General features: G+C 47.1%; 17 protein-coding genes and 1 other annotated feature. Of the genes, 3 read left to right on the forward strand and 14 right to left on the reverse strand.

The window, feature by feature from the left end; genetic code table 11:
• The first annotated feature begins 236 nt into the window (after positions 1-236).
• Both J2Z28_RS00980 and J2Z28_RS00985 read left to right on the forward strand, forming a co-directional pair.
• The gene (locus tag J2Z28_RS00980) at positions 237-539 is read left to right on the forward strand and encodes a hypothetical protein (protein WP_211080831.1); all 303 of its coding nucleotides are present in this window, start codon (positions 237-239) and stop codon (positions 537-539) included.
• A 238-nt stretch (positions 540-777) separates the two neighbouring features.
• Positions 778-1230 (forward strand): hypothetical protein, encoded by a 453-nt coding sequence (locus J2Z28_RS00985; RefSeq protein WP_211080832.1) that lies wholly within the window; start codon positions 778-780, stop codon positions 1228-1230.
• 15 nt (positions 1231-1245) lie between these two features.
• Here J2Z28_RS00985 and J2Z28_RS00990 read toward each other — a convergent pair whose 3' ends face one another.
• The 3 genes from J2Z28_RS00990 to J2Z28_RS01000 all read right to left on the reverse strand — a co-directional run bounded on the left by J2Z28_RS00990 (position 1246) and on the right by J2Z28_RS01000 (position 5412).
• Positions 1246-4116 carry a ComEC/Rec2 family competence protein gene (locus J2Z28_RS00990; RefSeq protein ID WP_211080833.1) on the reverse strand — a complete coding sequence of 957 codons (2871 nt, stop codon included), beginning with the start codon at positions 4114-4116 and terminating at the stop codon, positions 1246-1248.
• Positions 4117-4218: 102 nt separating this feature from the next.
• Positions 4219-4737 carry a deoxycytidylate deaminase gene (locus J2Z28_RS00995; protein ID WP_017687196.1) on the reverse strand — a complete coding sequence of 173 codons (519 nt, stop codon included), beginning with the start codon at positions 4735-4737 and terminating at the stop codon, positions 4219-4221.
• A 39-nt stretch (positions 4738-4776) separates the two neighbouring features.
• On the reverse strand, positions 4777-5412 hold the full coding sequence (locus J2Z28_RS01000) for a helix-hairpin-helix domain-containing protein (protein ID WP_244988027.1): 636 nt from the start codon (positions 5410-5412) through the stop codon (positions 4777-4779).
• Positions 5413-5597: 185 nt separating this feature from the next.
• Here J2Z28_RS01000 and comER point away from each other — a divergent pair, with 185 nt between their 5' ends.
• Positions 5598-6443: a late competence protein ComER gene (comER, locus tag J2Z28_RS01005; RefSeq protein WP_036615122.1), complete on the forward strand. Its 846-nt coding sequence runs from the start codon at positions 5598-5600 to the stop codon at positions 6441-6443.
• Here the strand turns inward: comER and leuS are convergent.
• From leuS to J2Z28_RS01060, 11 genes are all read right to left on the reverse strand, one after another.
• Positions 6424-8868: a leucine--tRNA ligase gene (gene leuS / locus J2Z28_RS01010; RefSeq protein WP_074095915.1), complete on the reverse strand. Its 2445-nt coding sequence runs from the start codon at positions 8866-8868 to the stop codon at positions 6424-6426. The two genes, comER and leuS, sit on opposite strands and share 20 nt — an antisense overlap.
• Positions 8869-8946: 78 nt before the next feature.
• Positions 8947-9216: a binding site (T-box leader), on the reverse strand.
• Between the two features lie 111 nt (positions 9217-9327).
• Positions 9328-10284: a phosphotransferase family protein gene (locus J2Z28_RS01015; RefSeq protein ID WP_211080834.1), complete on the reverse strand. Its 957-nt coding sequence runs from the start codon at positions 10282-10284 to the stop codon at positions 9328-9330.
• Positions 10285-10506: 222 nt separating this feature from the next.
• The gene (locus tag J2Z28_RS01020; protein WP_211080835.1) at positions 10507-11277 is read right to left on the reverse strand and encodes a class I SAM-dependent DNA methyltransferase; all 771 of its coding nucleotides are present in this window, start codon (positions 11275-11277) and stop codon (positions 10507-10509) included.
• A gap of 129 nt (positions 11278-11406) precedes the next feature.
• Positions 11407-12312, reverse strand: a complete 906-nt coding sequence (locus J2Z28_RS01025; protein WP_036668546.1) for a CvfB family protein — start codon at positions 12310-12312, stop codon at positions 11407-11409.
• Positions 12309-12656, reverse strand: a complete 348-nt coding sequence (gene rsfS / locus J2Z28_RS01030; RefSeq protein WP_017687189.1) for a ribosome silencing factor — start codon at positions 12654-12656, stop codon at positions 12309-12311. The genes J2Z28_RS01025 and rsfS overlap by 4 nt, the downstream gene beginning before the upstream one ends.
• A gap of 17 nt (positions 12657-12673) precedes the next feature.
• The gene (gene yqeK / locus J2Z28_RS01035) at positions 12674-13240 is read right to left on the reverse strand and encodes a bis(5'-nucleosyl)-tetraphosphatase (symmetrical) YqeK (RefSeq protein WP_211080836.1); all 567 of its coding nucleotides are present in this window, start codon (positions 13238-13240) and stop codon (positions 12674-12676) included.
• Entirely contained in the window at positions 13224-13814 is a 591-nt protein-coding gene (locus J2Z28_RS01040) for a nicotinate-nucleotide adenylyltransferase (protein ID WP_074095918.1), read from the reverse strand. Before J2Z28_RS01040 ends, yqeK begins: the two co-directional genes overlap by 17 nt.
• A 15-nt stretch (positions 13815-13829) precedes the next feature.
• Positions 13830-14123: a ribosome assembly RNA-binding protein YhbY gene (gene yhbY, locus J2Z28_RS01045; RefSeq protein ID WP_017687186.1), complete on the reverse strand. Its 294-nt coding sequence runs from the start codon at positions 14121-14123 to the stop codon at positions 13830-13832.
• 82 nt (positions 14124-14205) lie between these two features.
• Positions 14206-15075: a shikimate dehydrogenase gene (gene aroE, locus J2Z28_RS01050; RefSeq protein ID WP_211080837.1), complete on the reverse strand. Its 870-nt coding sequence runs from the start codon at positions 15073-15075 to the stop codon at positions 14206-14208.
• Between the two features lie 44 nt (positions 15076-15119).
• Positions 15120-16247: a ribosome biogenesis GTPase YqeH gene (gene yqeH / locus J2Z28_RS01055; protein ID WP_211080838.1), complete on the reverse strand. Its 1128-nt coding sequence runs from the start codon at positions 16245-16247 to the stop codon at positions 15120-15122.
• Positions 16244-16771, reverse strand: coding sequence for a YqeG family HAD IIIA-type phosphatase (locus J2Z28_RS01060; protein WP_036668542.1), 528 nt, complete (start codon positions 16769-16771; stop codon positions 16244-16246). Before J2Z28_RS01060 ends, yqeH begins: the two co-directional genes overlap by 4 nt.
• Between the last annotated feature and the right edge of the window lie 36 nt (positions 16772-16807).

Genomic DNA, 16807 nt, shown 5'->3' on the forward strand with positions numbered 1-16807 from the left:
TGAAATCTTCTCTTAGAATAACAGAAATTGCATAACGAGTCACCAAACGTATCCAAAAGGGATTCCATTACTTACACGACTCAATTCAAATGCAATGGCATACATTATAGATAAGCACTTTTTTGGTTCCTAGAATAAAAAAAGTCGAAATTAGTCCAAATTTAAGCTGATTTTAATGCAATTTTCATGAAAATAGTGTATTGTAAATTTACATTCATAAACACGAGGTGATGAGCATGCCAGCTCTTGCGAAAATTCAAGCTTTAAAAGAACAAATGCCCAAAGAATACCAAAGTATTTCCCACTTTGTGGAACATGCATTGGAGTCCATTGATACTCTGGTCGAGGAACATCGGAAGTACGTTGCTGCACAGGCATTATACGGCGATAAAATCGTTGGATCGGAAGAACGCTTGTACAGAGAAACCGTACTTGATGTCAGAGCACAGTTGTTGATGACTCTTGAGAAAACGGTAGAAGATCTGTTGCACAAGGGCGATAAACACTGGAACAAACACTTTAAGGATGGCATAGAGTAGTTCTTATATTTCTTCTACATTTTGAAAAAATGGCCCGTTTTCCGATATTCTCCCTCGTGGAGTGTAACGGAAAGCGGGCTTTTTTTTGTGCTCTGACTTGCAATCAAATGGTATCGCCTCGATCAGCATAAAATTGTTTTACTTCTTCTTTTTCAACATGTGTATGTTAAAATATAGTAACTCCCTTAGCCTATCCTCTTGTTGAATATAGTTATTTAAGATGGAGGTTAATATTCGAATGACAAAACCCCATAGAATCAATAGGCCGCGCGGAAAAATACTTGCAGCTGTATTAACTGCCGTTCTCATTTCACTTGCAATGGGGATATATCACTATGTCCCTATAGATGAAAGATTAGAAAATACTTACTATTATTCATTCGGGTATAAATTTGCGGTTGGATTATTGATTAACCTCGCTATTTTACTTTTCTTACTTACGCCACTTTCTATATTGGTGGATGGATTACTTTTATACAGAAAAAAAGATAATACGTATATCAGATTGCTCGTTGCAATCGTTGCATATGTTCTATTAGGCTTCACAGGTGGGATCATCTACTCGATATTTACACTTAACTTCACTACTTTTTCCGCTCAGACTATCCACATTATTGCAGGATCTCTTGTCTTTTTAGCATTCCAGTTGGTATTAAATCGGAGTTTTCTTCACTCATCTTCACACCGATAAATAGATGGCGTGCCGTCACTCAATCTCAACCAGCTTGTATCGAACATCAATCTTCCCATCTTTCACTCTCATCTGGACCTCGCCCATCTGATCTGTCCGATAAATATCCGACCCGGTAGCCTCCAGACGTTCCATCACTCCCGGATTGGGATGCCCATATGTATTGTTAACTCCTGCAGATATCACAGCGGTTTTGGCGTTCCAGTATTGGAGCCAGGCTTCGGTGGACGACGTTTTACTGCCATGATGAGCGACCTTTAGAACGTCAATGGAGACAGATGCCGCTGAAGCATCATTTGAATCAATCTGCAATGGTCGTGTAAGTACCCTTTGTACAACTCCCTCTGTAACTCCAATATCTGCACCTTTCTGTGCAAACTGGGCAGCCAATGAGCCATCCTGAATCATATAGAGCAGGTCCTGCTCTGCCGCAGCATCCATATCTCCGGTGAACAACATGGAAGCCCCGGCCATTTCCAGCAAAAAGACAACGGAATCATGATTCTGATGTTCAGATACAGGCAAATTGTCTGATTCATTTACATCCATATGTGCCAGATCCGGAGCTATAAAATGTAAAATTGTCTCTTTACCAGCCTTATAGGACATGCCCTGCTGAATGGCGTACAGAGGAATTTTCCGTTCCATGGCCGTGTCCAGTAACTTATCAAAGTTATCCTTACCGCTGGTCGTTCCATTAAACATGAAACGTTTAACCGGAATCTGTTCCAGCACAGCCTGTAGTCCTCCGGCATGATCCTGGTCAGCATGCGTTACAATTACAGCATCCAGTTGATGGATACCTCTTTTTTTCAATAGAGGAACAACGACCTTGGCTCCCACCTCATACGGATCACGCCTTGTTTTCCAAGATTGTTCGGTGTTCCCAAAACTAACTGTTCCCCCGCCATCCACCAGAATGTGTTTGCCTTCCGGGGTTGTAATCAATGTGCTGTCCCCTTGTCCAATATCCAAAAACTGCACAATGCCGGTTCCAGCAGGCTTCGGAGTCTGATATGCCCACCATAATCCAGCAATAAAGCTGAGCACGAGCAACCCGCACAACCATTGCTGAGTTTTACTCATTCGTTCATGTGCATAATATCCTGCACCTCGTGCAGTAAATGCACTTGTATACTCCGGCCAGGCAATACTGGCTCCTAATGTCGTTAATGAAGTTTCTTTTCCATCTACATGGTTCTTACCTTGATCCTGTACCACGGTAGACATCGAAGAGCGAATGCCCATATTCCCCATTGAAACTGAAGGTTGTCGCCTCACAAGAGGAGCCGTCTCTTCCTCAATAAACGCTGTTTCTTGCTGCTCACCATTGCCACGATGCAAGAGGTAGAGTAAGGCATACAACACAGCATAATATGCGGCAATCCATAACAAGGGCGGTGTTGCCCAGATCAATACAAAACCTGGCAGGCTGTTCATCCACTCCACGCTTACAAAAGTCAGTTGATTCAGTTGCATCGCTATCCATGCGAGGGGTTTAGCCAAGGGAATCCATATAAATGATAACAGCATGGCGACCGTCCCAAGAGGTAATACAATCGCACTAATCAAAGAAACCAGCAGAAAGTTAGCTACAAATGAGAGCAGCGAAAACTGGTTGAAATACAAAATGGTTACTGGGAACGAAATCAGCTGAGCGGTCACGGTAACGGATGCGGTTGCGGCCAGAGATTTCGGCCAGTTGCTGAACAGCCGATTAATCAGTGGCATATAGATCATCAAGCCTGCGGTCACGAGAAAGGATAACTGAAAGCTGACACTCAGCAAAAAATAAGGGTTCCACCACATCATCAACAATGCTGCTGCACTAATCATCTGAAGGCCGTCTCTCGCGAGACCACGACGTGCCATGTACAAACCAATCATAGACATAATCCCTGCTCGAATGACTGAAGGTGAACCACCGGATAACAGTACATAAGCTGGCACCAGGATCAGAACAATCGTGAGTGCCGTCTCTCTGGTAAGCCTTAGCCAAGATAGAATGAGAAGCAACGAAGCAACATATACAGCGACATGGGTTCCGGAGATTGCCAGGATATGCGTTAGACCCAGTTGTGAAAACTGACCATAGGTACCTGGATCGATATCAGTAGCCATCCCGATAATAAGCCCCTTCATATATCCTGCATGAGGCGCTGGAAATAACTGCTCAACCGCCGAGCCCAACTTATGCCTAGTCCAATCCGTCCACCGTAATACGTTATATTGTCCAAGTCCCTCAGGAGCAACTGCTGTTACCAAACTGGCTCCCTTCACCTTGAACAACCAGTGGATATGCAGGGTGCGCAAGTAACTGCGATAATCAAACCCGCCAAAGTTCCTCGCTTCACCAGGAAGGACAAAAGAACCATTAAGCGTAATCAAATCGCCCCTCTTCCAGCCCGCTGCTACCTGTTGTTCTTCTTCCTCCAACAGTCTGACTTGTACCATCAATTGTTCATCTATGTTGAATGCAGATGATGCTGTCAGATCTGCATCTGCTGACGAATCCGATGTTGCCAATATCGAAGACATCTGAATCTTAAAGTCAGCCCGATCTCCATCAATGCGTACATCTGACACAAGCTCACCCTGAATTTCAGCTGACCATCCGTCCAACTCATGAGCAGCGATATGCATGGTCTCCGGCAGACTACTGTGATTGCGTGCGTCATTCCACTCCCAATGTCCAGCACCTCCAATAAAGGCAGCGAGTAAAAATAAAACAGACCATCCACGCACATCCATAAAACGAAGTAAAAGTGGCACACATGCCAGAGCTCCAATTACCCCCCAGATTAACGTCCAGCCTGTTAACGCGCATGCTATCCCACTCCCGCATAACCAACAAATCGTAAAACTTAGTAACGGTCTGCCTTTCATTTCTACCCCTCCTTCATTTCACCCGTTGAACGCAGAAAAACCCCCGGAAAGCCAATTCAGGCTTGCCGGAGGTTCTCCCTCACGTATTCGATCATATTTACATTAATTGCTCACGGTCATCATCGTTTCCCGCGGGGGCTGGTAATTCTCCAGCCTGCGGAACGTTATTCCCTTCTGTTCCATCATATTTGTAACCTTGCCGGTATCTTTAGGATAAGAACGATGAAACACGATTTCTGTAATCCCGCTATTCGCCAGCATATTGGCACATGTCCAGCACGGTTCGTCGGTCACATACACGGACGAGCCTTCGCGGTCGATTCGATCTGTGAATAAAAGCAAATTTTGCTCCGCATGAATTGTGCGAATGCATCTTTGCTTTTTCACCATTTCTTCTTGCCCATCGGTCACGACCAACTCATACTCTTCCGATATCATGCAACCTGCTTCAGAACAATCCGGGACGCCGGTGGGTGCACCATTATAGGCTGTTCCCAGCAGTTTCTTTCCCTGAACAAGAACGGCACCCACATGACGACGCGAACAGCGGGAACGCGTGGAAACCATATACGCGATGTCCATAAAATACGTATCCCAGTCCTTGCGTACCTCTGTACTCATGCTGCATTCCTCCCGCTCAACACATTTTTTATTCTAATATTACCGGATCTGCACATACGGTGCCATCTTCTCCAGCATCTTTATACCGATTCCTTTGACCTTTGTCAGATCACTGACTTTTGCAAAAGGACCATGTGCATTCCGATAGTCCACAATAGCTTGAGCTTTCTTCTCCCCAATTCCGGGAAGCTCGATAAGCTTGGAGACAGGAGCGGTATTCACATCAATCTTGCCATTGTCGCCAGCTTCCTCACGAACTACAGGTGGATTACTGTTCGAGCCCGTCTCGGAGGTAACCGAAGGATTCGAATTCGTACCCTGCACAACTGGTTCAGTCGAATTTGAGGTGTCCGGTGGATTATCATTCGTCTGACTTATAGTTTGAGCAACTGAATCACCTTCAACCCCAACGCTCGCAAGCTCTTTAGACTCTTCTGCCTTTGCCTCATTCCCAGTCTGCATCCCACTTGCATCCGCTCCCGAAAGTACTCCTGTATTTCCCTGAACCGAAGTAGCCGACTGTACAGCAGGGAGTTCCTGCTCTATCGTCGGCTTCTCGGTGCCGAGCTGCAAGGGTTCCCAGCCACTAGGTGGTTGTTCACTTTTGCCCGACCATAATATGAGTATACTTCCAACCACCGCAGCAGCAATGGTCATTCCTTTATTCCATCTCATTCTTCCACACCTCTCCCTGAATTCAAAATCATTCATTTCGAACACGGGCGGTGCTTCCGAACCGTTGAACTTTCCTGATGAAACAAGTTGTGTATTTTTCATGTCATGTGAAACAGGTCCTCACGCATAGAATAGAGGGAATGAACTGCGCCAGTACCGTAAAGCATGAAAGGAGGCCTGAAACAATGAAGGTTGGATTTATCGGAACCGGCAGCATGGGCAGCCTGCTAATCTATGCCCTGATCCAATCGGGTGCACTTGAGCCCCGGCAGATCGCGGCCAGCAATCGAACCCCGTCCAAAGTACGTCAGTTATCCCTCCGTTACCCCGGTCTGCATGAATCCCAGAGCAATCGGGAAACGGTGATCCGAAGTAATATCATCTTCCTGTGCGTGAAGCCGCTTGAATTCAAACATGTTATTGACGACATCCTGCCTGTCGTGAATCCCAATCATATAATTGTCTCGATCACCAGTCCCGTGCAGCTGCGACATCTGGAATCTTCACTTCCTTGCAAAGTCTCCAAGGTAATTCCCAGCGTCACACACCAAGTCGGCAGTGGAGCATCCCTCTGCATACATGGCGAACGAATGACCAGTGAAGACCGCGCTGTGTTAGAGAGTCTGCTTAGTCATATAGGCAGGCCGTACCAAGTGGATGAAGCCTGTACACGAATTACATCCGACTTCTCCAGCTGCGGACCTGCATTCATATCGTTCTTTTTGGAACAGTGGATCGAAAGTGCCGTGAAACTGACTGGCATCAAAAGGGCAGATGCCTGCGCTCTGGCTGGCGAAATGCTCCTGGGAACAGGCAAGTTGCTCACCGAAGGAGGATACACCCCGCAAGAGCTTCAGGCTCGTGTCGCTGTACCTGGCGGTATTACCGCTCAGGCACTTGCACTGCTGAAGGTAAGTCTCGACGGTGTTTTCGACAGTCTGATCCACACGACACATGACAAATATGATGAAGATTTGTTAAAGCTGGATGAACTATTCCGAGCCGGTGAGATTAACCGGCAACAATATTAACGAGTTTGCCTGGAACGGCAATGACCTTGCGAATGGTCTTGCCTTCCAGCGCCTGCTTAACAGGTGCCAGCTCCATCGTAAAGTCCTGCATACCCTGTGCATCCAGATCCTTCGCGATCGTAGCACGAGTTACGATTTTACCGTTTACCTGAACAACGATTTCTACTTCAGCATCCACTGTCATGGACTCATCATATTCAGGCCAAGCCACGTAAGAGATTCCACCTTCATGACCCAAACGGCTCCACAGTTCCTCTGCCATATGCGGTGCCAGTGGTGACAACAGCTGCACAAATTTCTCCATCGCTTCACGAGGCAGTGTGTCCGCTTTGTATGCATCGTTGATGAAAATCATCAGCTGGCTTATGGATGTGTTGAAGCGCAGATGTTCCAGATCTTCCGTAACTTTTTTGATCGTTTTGTGTGCAGTCCGTTTGAACTCATCCGTTCCACCGTCCACCGTAATCTTGTCATTGATGGCTCCTGTGTCTTCGTTAATGAAGAGACGCCATACACGTGACAGGAAGCGGTGCATGCCTTCAACCCCGTTTGCATTCCACGGTTTTGTCGCTTCCAAAGGTCCCATGAACATCTCGTACAGACGCAATGTATCTGCACCGAATTCATTCACGATTTCATCCGGGTTAATGACATTACCACGAGATTTACTCATTTTCTCATTATTGGTACCCAGGATCATACCTTGGTTCACCAGTTTGTGGAAAGGTTCTTTGGTCTCCACAACACCCAGATCATACAGCACTTTGTGCCAGAAACGAGCGTACAGCAAGTGAAGTACCGCGTGCTCTGCTCCGCCAATGTACAGGTCAACTGGCAGCCACTGCTGCTGTTTCTCCTTGGAGATCAGTTCCTTGTCATTGTGTGGATCGATAAAGCGCAGGTAATACCAGCAGCTACCCGCCCATTGTGGCATGGTGTTAGTCTCACGACGTGCCTTCATTCCCGTTTCCGGATCTACCGTATTCACCCACTCTGTAACATTCGCCAGCGGTGATTCTCCAGTACCCGAAGGTTTGATCTGGTCGATATCAGGCAGCAGCAGTGGAAGTTGATCCTCCGGTACGGTCTTCATCGTTCCGTCTTCCAGATGCAGAATCGGGATTGGCTCACCCCAGTAACGCTGACGGCTGAACAGCCAATCGCGCAGACGATAGGTTACTTTACCTTGTCCTTTACCGTTCTCTTCCAACCAAGCAATCATCTTGGCAACCGCTTCTTCATTATTCAGTCCGTTCAAGAAATCGGAATTCACATGCGCGCCATCACCCGAATATGCCTCTTGTGTAACGTCTCCGCCTTGAATAACCTCGATGATATCCAGACCGAACTGCTTCGCAAATTCCCAGTCGCGTGCATCATGACCCGGAACTGCCATAACCGCACCTGTACCGTAACCTGCAAGAACATAATCGGCAATCCAGATCGGCAGTTTTGCACCATTAACGGGATTGATTGCATAAGCGCCAGTGAATACACCTGTTTTGTCTTTGGCCAAATCTGTACGTTCCAGATCACTCTTACGAGAAGCCTGCTCCTGATAAGCCTGAATCGCTTCACGTTGGTCATCGGTTGTAATTGCTTCTACCAATTCATGTTCCGGAGCAAGTACTGCAAAGCTCGCACCAAACAATGTGTCCGCACGGGTAGTGAACACCTTGATGACTTCCTCGCGACCCTCAATGGCAAATACAACTTCCGCACCTGTCGATTTACCGATCCAGTTGCGCTGCATATCCTTGATGCTTTCAGACCAATCCAGCTCTTCCAGGTCTTCCAACAGACGCTCTGCATACTCGGTAATTCTCAGAACCCATTGACGCATCGGTTTGCGTACAACCGGATGTCCACCACGTTCACTCTTGCCATCAATAACCTCTTCATTAGCAAGTACCGTTCCAAGGGCTTCACACCAGTTAACTGCAACTTCATCCACATAAGCCAGGCCCTTATTGTACAGCTGGATAAAGATCCATTGTGTCCATTTATAGTATTCAGGGTCCGTTGTGCTGATCTCACGATCCCAGTCATAAGAGAAACCGAGCGATTTGATCTGGCGACGGAAATTGTCAATATTACGGAATGTAATATCTCGTGGATGTTCACCTGTATCCAGTGCATGCTGCTCAGCAGGCAGACCGAAAGCATCCCAACCCATTGGGTGCAATACGTTGTAACCGCGCATACGTTTGTAACGGGAAACGATATCCGTTGCCGTATATCCTTCCGGGTGACCTACGTGCAGACCTGAACCGGATGGATAAGGGAACATATCCAGTGCATAAAATTTCGGTTTAGCAGGGTCCTCACCCGTTTTAAACGTTTTATTTGCATCCCAATATTGCTGCCAACTTTTTTCCATGACTTGTGGCTGATAGCCGTGTTTCGGCTGGTTATTCTCACTCATCTATTGTTCCTCCTTCAGGTTATTCACTTTAGCTTTAATTGCAACAAAAAAACCTCAGCATCCCGTAGCGTTTGCAGCGCTAGGGACGAGAGGTTGAATTCCCGTGGTACCACCCTAGTTAGCGGACGAACGTGCTTCGTCATCCACTCCCTTTGGACCTGTAACGGCGGTTAACCGATGCGGATTTCCATTCCTGAACCCAAGCTTTATACAAGCAGGTTAAACAGAATGGTGTAATCACCGCATTTCTCCAAGGCGAGTTCGCAAATCACTGTCAACCGGCTTGCACCAACCGCCGGCTCTCTGTTATGTACAGGAATTACTACTGATCCTTATCATCGAAATATGTATACAATATCGGGACCATTATATAAAAAAGCAAGCCCAAAGTCAATATTACACGTTATAATCGCTATCTTGAAGTCTACGCTTCGTACCGTTCATAACGCTGGTTTCTTTTCAAGATAACCGAAAACGCTCAATGCCTTCCTCCAGATTATGAATGGTCCAATTCACATGTTCCTGATTATCATATTGACGATAAGCGCACTCAATGCGCAGCACCAGATCAAAGTACAAGTCATAGAGACTTCTTCTTTTCAGCTCACTTTCAGTCGTAATCGCATGCCCATACCCTTTCACAAAACCGGGCGTATAGTTAAAATGACTGAAATAATGCTCCATCAGAGGATCTGCCCACAGTGAACGTTCAAAATCAATAATCGCTGTGATGCGACCTTTGTCTACTAACACATTGCCATCCCACAGATCCCAACTGACAAGAACAGGTTCTTTGACATCGTTAAGCGCATCCGACTTATCTTCAATCAAGCGTCTCAATTCAGGATAGTCGATCGAAAATGTAATTCCGGCTTCTTCCCCATCGGTAAGAATGTCATCCATCAGATTCATAAATGCTTCTTTCCATGTGGAATATCGCTGTTTGTGCTCCGAGAAATATCCAAACTTCTCACCCTTGATTTCATTAATTCGACGATTATAGCGCCCCAGTTGTTGTTCAACGGCTTCCTGCTCTTCCGCAGAATATTGATCCTTGACCTGATTATAGGGTGTTCCAGACATGTACTCCATGATAAAATAACGCGCTGAAGCCATAGTTAACGAATCATCATAAGCCAGTACTTGGGGTATGGGAACATCTTGCAGCTCGCTGATGAGTCGCAGTGCCTCAACCTCGGCAATCATGAGATCCTGCTCACAACGCATCAGATTGGTCGAAGCCGAAGGTGCAATTTTGAGTACCACTCGCTGTACGTCACTAAGTGTGATGAGATATGCATGATTGGCCCAGCCATCCACCATTTCCTTGTAGTCCTGTATACTTGCAGAGAAATGCTGCTCTATTATGGCATTCAGTTGTTCTGACGTAAGTCTTGTTTTATATATACTTTCCATTTCTACACCTCACATTGACAATTGATTTATTTTCTTAGAAAACGCTTTCTATCCGACTATTATCGCCTCCTTTACTATAACTGGCAATACTTTTTGTCACGTCATTATGTCTTTCCTAGCAGTTCCTTGCCGGATTACAGAAGCTTTTATTCATTCTCCATAAAAAATCAAAAAAAACTGCCCTTATGCACCATACATAAGGACAGTTGTCATCTTTCGCTCTTACTTTACAGCCACGTAGAACAAGCGCTGCGCGCTGTCTCCGGCCTCTTTCCATTCAAAATCTGCATATACCTTCACGTCTTTAAAGCCTGCCTTGGACAACTCCAGCTTCATCCAGTCCGGATCATACGCACGTTGAACATGAACTTCTTCAAAACGCTGGTATATATCCTTTCGACCATCATCCACACGCGAAAAAATACTGAGATGATGCTCAATTTCACAGCGATCCTGGTCCAGATCACAAGTCCAAATATAAGATACGGAGCGCTCATCCAGTACAAAAGGCTGCTCCTCATCATAACGAATAAGGGTATTGGGGTGATGCACATCAAACAGGAACGTTCCACCAGGCTTCAGCATCTCATATGTGCGCTGGAATGTTCGAACGACATCTTCTTGTTCAAGCAGATAATTGACGCAATCACAGAAAGATATCACCGAATCCACAGGTTCCGGAACTCGCCATTCCCGCATATCCTGCTGCACCCAACGGACACTGCCCTCGCGATACAAGCGATGCCCCTGAGGCGTAGCCTCCATCTTGCTGCGCGCAACCGACAGCATATCTGCTGAAAGATCAATGCCTGTAACTTCGAAACCGGAATTCACGAGCGGGATCGTAATGGAGCCCGTTCCACAGCCAAGTTCAGCGACACTTTTGGGCATTCCATGCTTTTCCCATGCTGTTCTTGCAAACCTTATCCAGTCCGGATAAGGCATATCTTCCATTAATTCATCATACACATAGGCAAATTTCCGGTAAGACATGTCAGGCACCGCACTTTCAATTTCATTTTCCAATCCTGTTAACAAAAGAAAAGACAGGGGCATCCGGTGTTTACCCAGCCTATCCCTGCCTTATCCGAGTTCCATATTACAACTATTTAATCAGGAAGATTACTTGTTTTCACTTTGATCCGCAGGAGCAGATTCGGACAGATACGTCCAGCTTTCCTTTTGGACCACCAATCCGTCTTTCATCAATTTGCCCAAGGCACGCTTGAAAGCAGATTTACTGATGCCAAAGCGCTGCTTGATGATATCCGGCGGAGTTGCATCCGAGTATGGCATGCCACCCATAGGGCGTTCTTTCATGAAAGCGAGCAGTTTGTCTGCATCTTCGTTACGTCCAACTTGTTTGAGTTGAGTCATCGCCAGATTCACACGTCCGTCTTCACGTACCAGTGTCACCCGACATTTCACTTTCTCACCAAGACGCAGCATATGACTACGTTCGGATGAATGAATCATACCAATCGCGCCAAAGCCCAGTACACCGCCCTCTACAAGTACAAAAGTACCCATCTGCAGTGGCTTGTATACCGTCGCTTCAACCCACTCGTTTAACCATGAAGTTGGCGCATGGAAAGACAATGGTGAAAGTTCACGTTCCCCGGCCAATTTGGCACGCAGACGTCCCTGTTTGTCATGTTCCATGATTACAAAGACTTCATCCCCCACTTGAGGACGCAGTTCTTCCAGTTCAGGCAGTTCACGAATAGGAAGCAGCAATTGCCGTCCAAGGCCCATTTCCAGGAAACAGCCCAGTCGTGGGTGAACATCAGCCACAACCAGTCGTGCCATTTCGCCAAGCATGAGATAAGGTTTTTTCATCGTTACAGCCAGACGATCTTCTGTATCAAAGAATACAAATACCTCAAGCGTCTCACCAATTTTAATATCCCGTGTTAACTCGGTGTAGTGAAGCAGTACATCTTCCGATCCTGTCGTCAAAAAGAAGCCAAACGGAGACACTTCACGTGAAACCGGCAAAGAGACGACTGTTCCAGCAATCAAACTCATACAGTTTCCACCACTTTGGCATCAGACCATAGTCGTTCAATGTTGTAGTATTCACGCTCGTCGCGGTGGAAGATATGAACAACAACATCGCCCATGTCCATCAGTACCCAACGTGCGGAATCCATACCTTCGATACCTTTGATCGTCGCTCCGGCTGCATGAGCCTGTTTGCGAATTTCAGTGGCAATGGCTTGTACCTGTGTATCGGAATTCCCGTGACAAATAACAAAATAATCCGCCACCAGGGAAACATTAATCAGATCCAATGCTACAATATTGGATGCCTTTTTGTCGTCAGCGGCAGCAACCGCCATATTCATAAGTTCTTTCGATGATAATGTCATGAACCAACCTCCATAATCTATAATTGTGCAATTAAGTCATTCCGCGACAGCATGGTCAAAGGATAAATGACACGTCGTTGCGAGATCAGCAAGCTGATCGTCGAATCAAATCCGGCAATTAAACCTTCCTCCAGACTACGTTCAGCCTGCTCGCGAATGTGATCTACTCCCGGGAAATCTCGTCCCGGTTCAATGTAATCGGCAAGACATACCACTTTGTCCAGCAAGCTCATGCCTACCCGACCCGAGGTATGCCACCGGATGGCATGAATAACTTCAGAATCTTCCACACCGTAATCACGCTTGGCTACAAAAGCACCGACTTCGGAATGCCAGAGTTGCTTGTCATGCTGAAGAAGTTCCTGGTTTAATCCGTTATCGCGGATGACCGCTTCCATCTCCGCTACGGGCCAGTACTTCGCCACATCATGCAATATCGCTGCCAGATCTGCTTTCACAGGATCAGCCCCGTATTTTTCAGCCAACTTCACTGCCGATTCCATCACACCCAGTGTATGCTTCCAGCGTTTTTCCGGCATTTGTCCGGATACGGCTTGAATCAGTTCATCACGGCTTAGTGCCATATAAACCGCTCCTTACAATGTATTGGTGTACCTCATCAGGAATCATGAAACGTACCGAATGTCCCTTGGCCAGACGTCTGCGTACGGCTGTCGATGAAATATCGACCAAGGGCATCTCGGCCAGCAGGACCCGATCCTGTAACTCGTCTGGTAGATCATCCAGATGTAACTGGAAGCCCGGCCGACCAACTCCGATAAAGGTTAAGCGTTCTGCAAGCTCTTCAATCTGCTCCCATTTGGGAAGATAGTTCACCATATCCGCCCCGATAATGAAATAAAATTCATGTTCAGGATGGCGACGCCACAGTTCCTTCATCGTATCGATGGTATAAGACACTCCGCCCAATTCCATCTCGATACCCAGCACCTCATATTGCTGCACACCCTTCACAGCCGCTTCCGTCATATCGAGACGCTGCTGTCCCGAAGCTCCGGCTCCGCGCTTGTGAGGTGGAACATGGGAAGGCATGAACCAGATCTCATCCAGTGCATGCGAGTCCCTTGCCGCCTCAGCTGCCAGGAGGTGTCCCATGTGGATCGGATCAAACGTACCACCCATGATGCCGATCTTCACCTGCGTCACGCTCCCTTATCTAGGTAGTTCGATTTGTTTGTTATCGCGAGATTCTTTGTACAGGATGATTGTGTTACCGATGAGTTGTACAAGCTCACTTCCCGTTTCACGGGCAACTTCTTCTGCCATCTCTTTTCTGTCCTCGTCATTGTTGTTCAATACTTGCACTTTCATCAATTCGCGCTTCTCAATCGCATCTTCGATGTGACGGAACAGGTGCTCGTTGGTTCCACCTTTACCAATCTGAAATACAGGGGTCAGGTGATGTGCCTGTGACCGCAAAAAGCGCTTTTGTTTACCGTTTAACATGAATACTCCATACTCCTTATGTTGAGCAGGCCCTGATCGACAGAACAAAAACTGTCCGGACCTGACCATTCAATTATTATTTTCACACTTCAAAACTGTTTAGTACCGCACGTCTCATCGTCTCCACAGGAGCCGGAATGCCGAGCCAATGCTCAAAGGCCACTGCGCCCTGGTATACAAACATCCCCAGACCACCGTGCACCGTGCATCCTCGCATCCGCGACTCTCGAAGCAGACGGGTCTCCAGCGGATTGTAGATCAGATCACTCACCGCTGCTCCTTCACGGATCAGTGCAGGATCAACTGGTACGTCATCCACATGAGGATGCATTCCGGCAGCCGTTGTGTTAATCACGATATCAGCCGTAGCCAGTACCGTTGCAGCGTCTTCCATGCCACTGCCCGAGATTTCTCCCAAGCCATGGCCTCGTAAATCCGAAGCAAGTGCAATAGCTCTGTCCGCTGTACGGTTCAGAATGTGGATGCGTTCAGGCTTCTCCAATGCAAGTGCATATATGACACCTCTAGCTGCTCCACCTGCTCCCAGTACAGCAATACGTTTACCCGCAAGCTCAGGCACAGCCTCTTCCTTCAGCGATCGGACATAGCCAATACCATCCGTATTGTACCCTGTCAGTGTTCCACCTTCATTAACGATGGTATTCACCGCACCAATCAGGCGAGCACTTTCATCGATCACATCCAGATACTGCATCACCTGCTCTTTGTGCGGGATGGTGACATTGACACCACGATAGCCCAGGGCCACAATTCCCCGAACTGCCGCCTCCAGTTGATCCGGATGAACATGCAGTGGCATATACATTCCATTCACTTCTGCAGCCTCCAGAGCCGCATTGTGCATTGCCGGAGACTTGGAGTGAGCAATCGGATCACCCATAACACCAAGCAGCACGGGAAGTGAAGAGTTGAATTTTTTCTGCTCAGACATAGGTCCGCCTCCGATCCATCTGATGTACAGATTCTGAGAATTTACTAGATCAAGGATGGGCGGATCTGTACACGAATGCCTTTTGGAGCATGAACAGCAACCAGCGCTCCAATATCGCCATTAACCTTAATCCAGCCCAGACCCGAGATGAATACATCCGATTGACTGCCGCGTTTGATGCGGAATTCATGTCTGGTCCATTCAGCCATCTCTGCTGCATCCTCACGGGTTGGCGGAGACAACAATTCTCCCAGGTGGTCGCGGTACAGATCATCTGCACGCTCCAGCTTCGTCCGGTGAATATCAAGCGCAGTGCTGATAAAACAAGTGAACGACTGACGATCACCTTCCACAAAGTCAAATCGAGCCATGCCGCCGAAGAACAGCGTCTGACCAGAGTTCAACTGATAAACAGCCGGTTTAAGCGGTTTTTCCGGCATGATGGCAGCGAGATCCTTACGTGAAACAATCTCACTGAAACGCCATGGATACACGATTCCAGGCGTATCAATGATATATTTTCCATCATCCAGCGGAATGTTCACCATATCCAGCGTTGTTCCCGGATAACGGGATGTGGTCAGTTCCTGCTCCAGATCGCTGTAATCACGGATCAGACGGTTAATCAGTGTGGATTTACCCACATTGGTGCCGCCAACCACATATACGTCACGATCTTCGCGATAGGTTCCAACAAGCTCAAGCAGACGGTCGAACCCTTGATTTTGCTTCGCACTGCACAGGACTACGTCCACTGTACGCAAACCCTGTTCTTTGGCTTGCTTTTGTACCCAGTTGCGAATCTTGTTCCAGTTGGTTACTTTCGGAAGCAAGTCCGTTTTGTTCACAGCAAGCAACACTGGATTGTTGCCTACAAAGCGTTGCAGACCAGAGATAATACTGCCATCAAAGTCAAACAAATCAACGATATGGATGACAAGTGCATCCTTATCCCCGATTTTGCTAAGCAGCGCCAGGAATTCGTCCTGATCCACCGTAACGGATGATGACTCATTGTAGTTTTTGATACGGAAACAGCGCTGGCATATAACCGGTTCACGATCCAGTGCCTTCTCAGGAATAAACCCTGGTATTTCCGAATTTTCTGTTTGCAGATGCACGCCGCATCCGCTGCACCTTACGGCAAGGTTGCCGTTATGCGGTTCTGTCATTTCTTCTTTTCCTCCTCAAGCCATAAGCCTTTCTTGCGTAAACTCGTTAGAGCAATCCGTTCCACGCGTCGATTGAAGCGAGTCATAAAACCTTCGTCCCCAATGGAGATTGGCAGTACCAGAACGGTATATAACCCCATTCGGTTCCCTCCATAGACGTCCGTAAGCATCTGATCACCTACTACAATCGTTTTTTCAGGAGATAACTCCATCATTTTCATTGCTCTACGAAACGGTACATTCGATGGTTTGCGTGCACTATGCACAAACTGGATATCCAGCGGGGTCGCAAACAGGGATACACGATTCAAATTGTTATTGGACACAATCATCAGCTTGAAACCTGCCTCTTTCACACGTGCAAACCATTCAATCAGTTCGGGCGTAGCGTCAGGGGCTTTGGCTCCAACGAGTGTGTTATCCAGATCAGTTATAATTCCACGGTAGCCTTGAGCGTACAGCTCTTCCAGATTAATGTCAAAAACCGTGTCTACACGCAGCTTGGGCATTAACATTTTAAACAAAGAAGTCACCTCAGTTTCATACGACACACTATATCA

Source organism: Paenibacillus xylanexedens (genome assembly GCF_017874615.1).
In the GTDB taxonomy this organism is placed as follows: domain Bacteria; phylum Bacillota; class Bacilli; order Paenibacillales; family Paenibacillaceae; genus Paenibacillus; species Paenibacillus xylanexedens.

Coding starts and splice junctions, on each gene's coding strand:
- J2Z28_RS00980 (WP_211080831.1), top strand. CDS start 237: ATGCCAGCTCTTGCGAAAATTCAAGCTTTAAAAGAACAAATGCCCAAA.
- J2Z28_RS00985 (WP_211080832.1), top strand. CDS start 778: ATGACAAAACCCCATAGAATCAATAGGCCGCGCGGAAAAATACTTGCA.
- J2Z28_RS00990 (WP_211080833.1), bottom strand. CDS start 4,116: ATGAAAGGCAGACCGTTACTAAGTTTTACGATTTGTTGGTTATGCGGG.
- J2Z28_RS00995 (WP_017687196.1), bottom strand. CDS start 4,737: ATGAGTACAGAGGTACGCAAGGACTGGGATACGTATTTTATGGACATC.
- J2Z28_RS01000 (WP_244988027.1), bottom strand. CDS start 5,412: ATGAGATGGAATAAAGGAATGACCATTGCTGCTGCGGTGGTTGGAAGT.
- comER (WP_036615122.1), top strand. CDS start 5,598: ATGAAGGTTGGATTTATCGGAACCGGCAGCATGGGCAGCCTGCTAATC.
- leuS (WP_074095915.1), bottom strand. CDS start 8,868: ATGAGTGAGAATAACCAGCCGAAACACGGCTATCAGCCACAAGTCATG.
- J2Z28_RS01015 (WP_211080834.1), bottom strand. CDS start 10,284: ATGGAAAGTATATATAAAACAAGACTTACGTCAGAACAACTGAATGCC.
- J2Z28_RS01020 (WP_211080835.1), bottom strand. CDS start 11,277: ATGTCTTACCGGAAATTTGCCTATGTGTATGATGAATTAATGGAAGAT.
- J2Z28_RS01025 (WP_036668546.1), bottom strand. CDS start 12,312: ATGAGTTTGATTGCTGGAACAGTCGTCTCTTTGCCGGTTTCACGTGAA.
- rsfS (WP_017687189.1), bottom strand. CDS start 12,656: ATGACATTATCATCGAAAGAACTTATGAATATGGCGGTTGCTGCCGCT.
- yqeK (WP_211080836.1), bottom strand. CDS start 13,240: ATGGCACTAAGCCGTGATGAACTGATTCAAGCCGTATCCGGACAAATG.
- yhbY (WP_017687186.1), bottom strand. CDS start 14,123: ATGTTAAACGGTAAACAAAAGCGCTTTTTGCGGTCACAGGCACATCAC.
- aroE (WP_211080837.1), bottom strand. CDS start 15,075: ATGTCTGAGCAGAAAAAATTCAACTCTTCACTTCCCGTGCTGCTTGGT.
- yqeH (WP_211080838.1), bottom strand. CDS start 16,247: ATGACAGAACCGCATAACGGCAACCTTGCCGTAAGGTGCAGCGGATGC.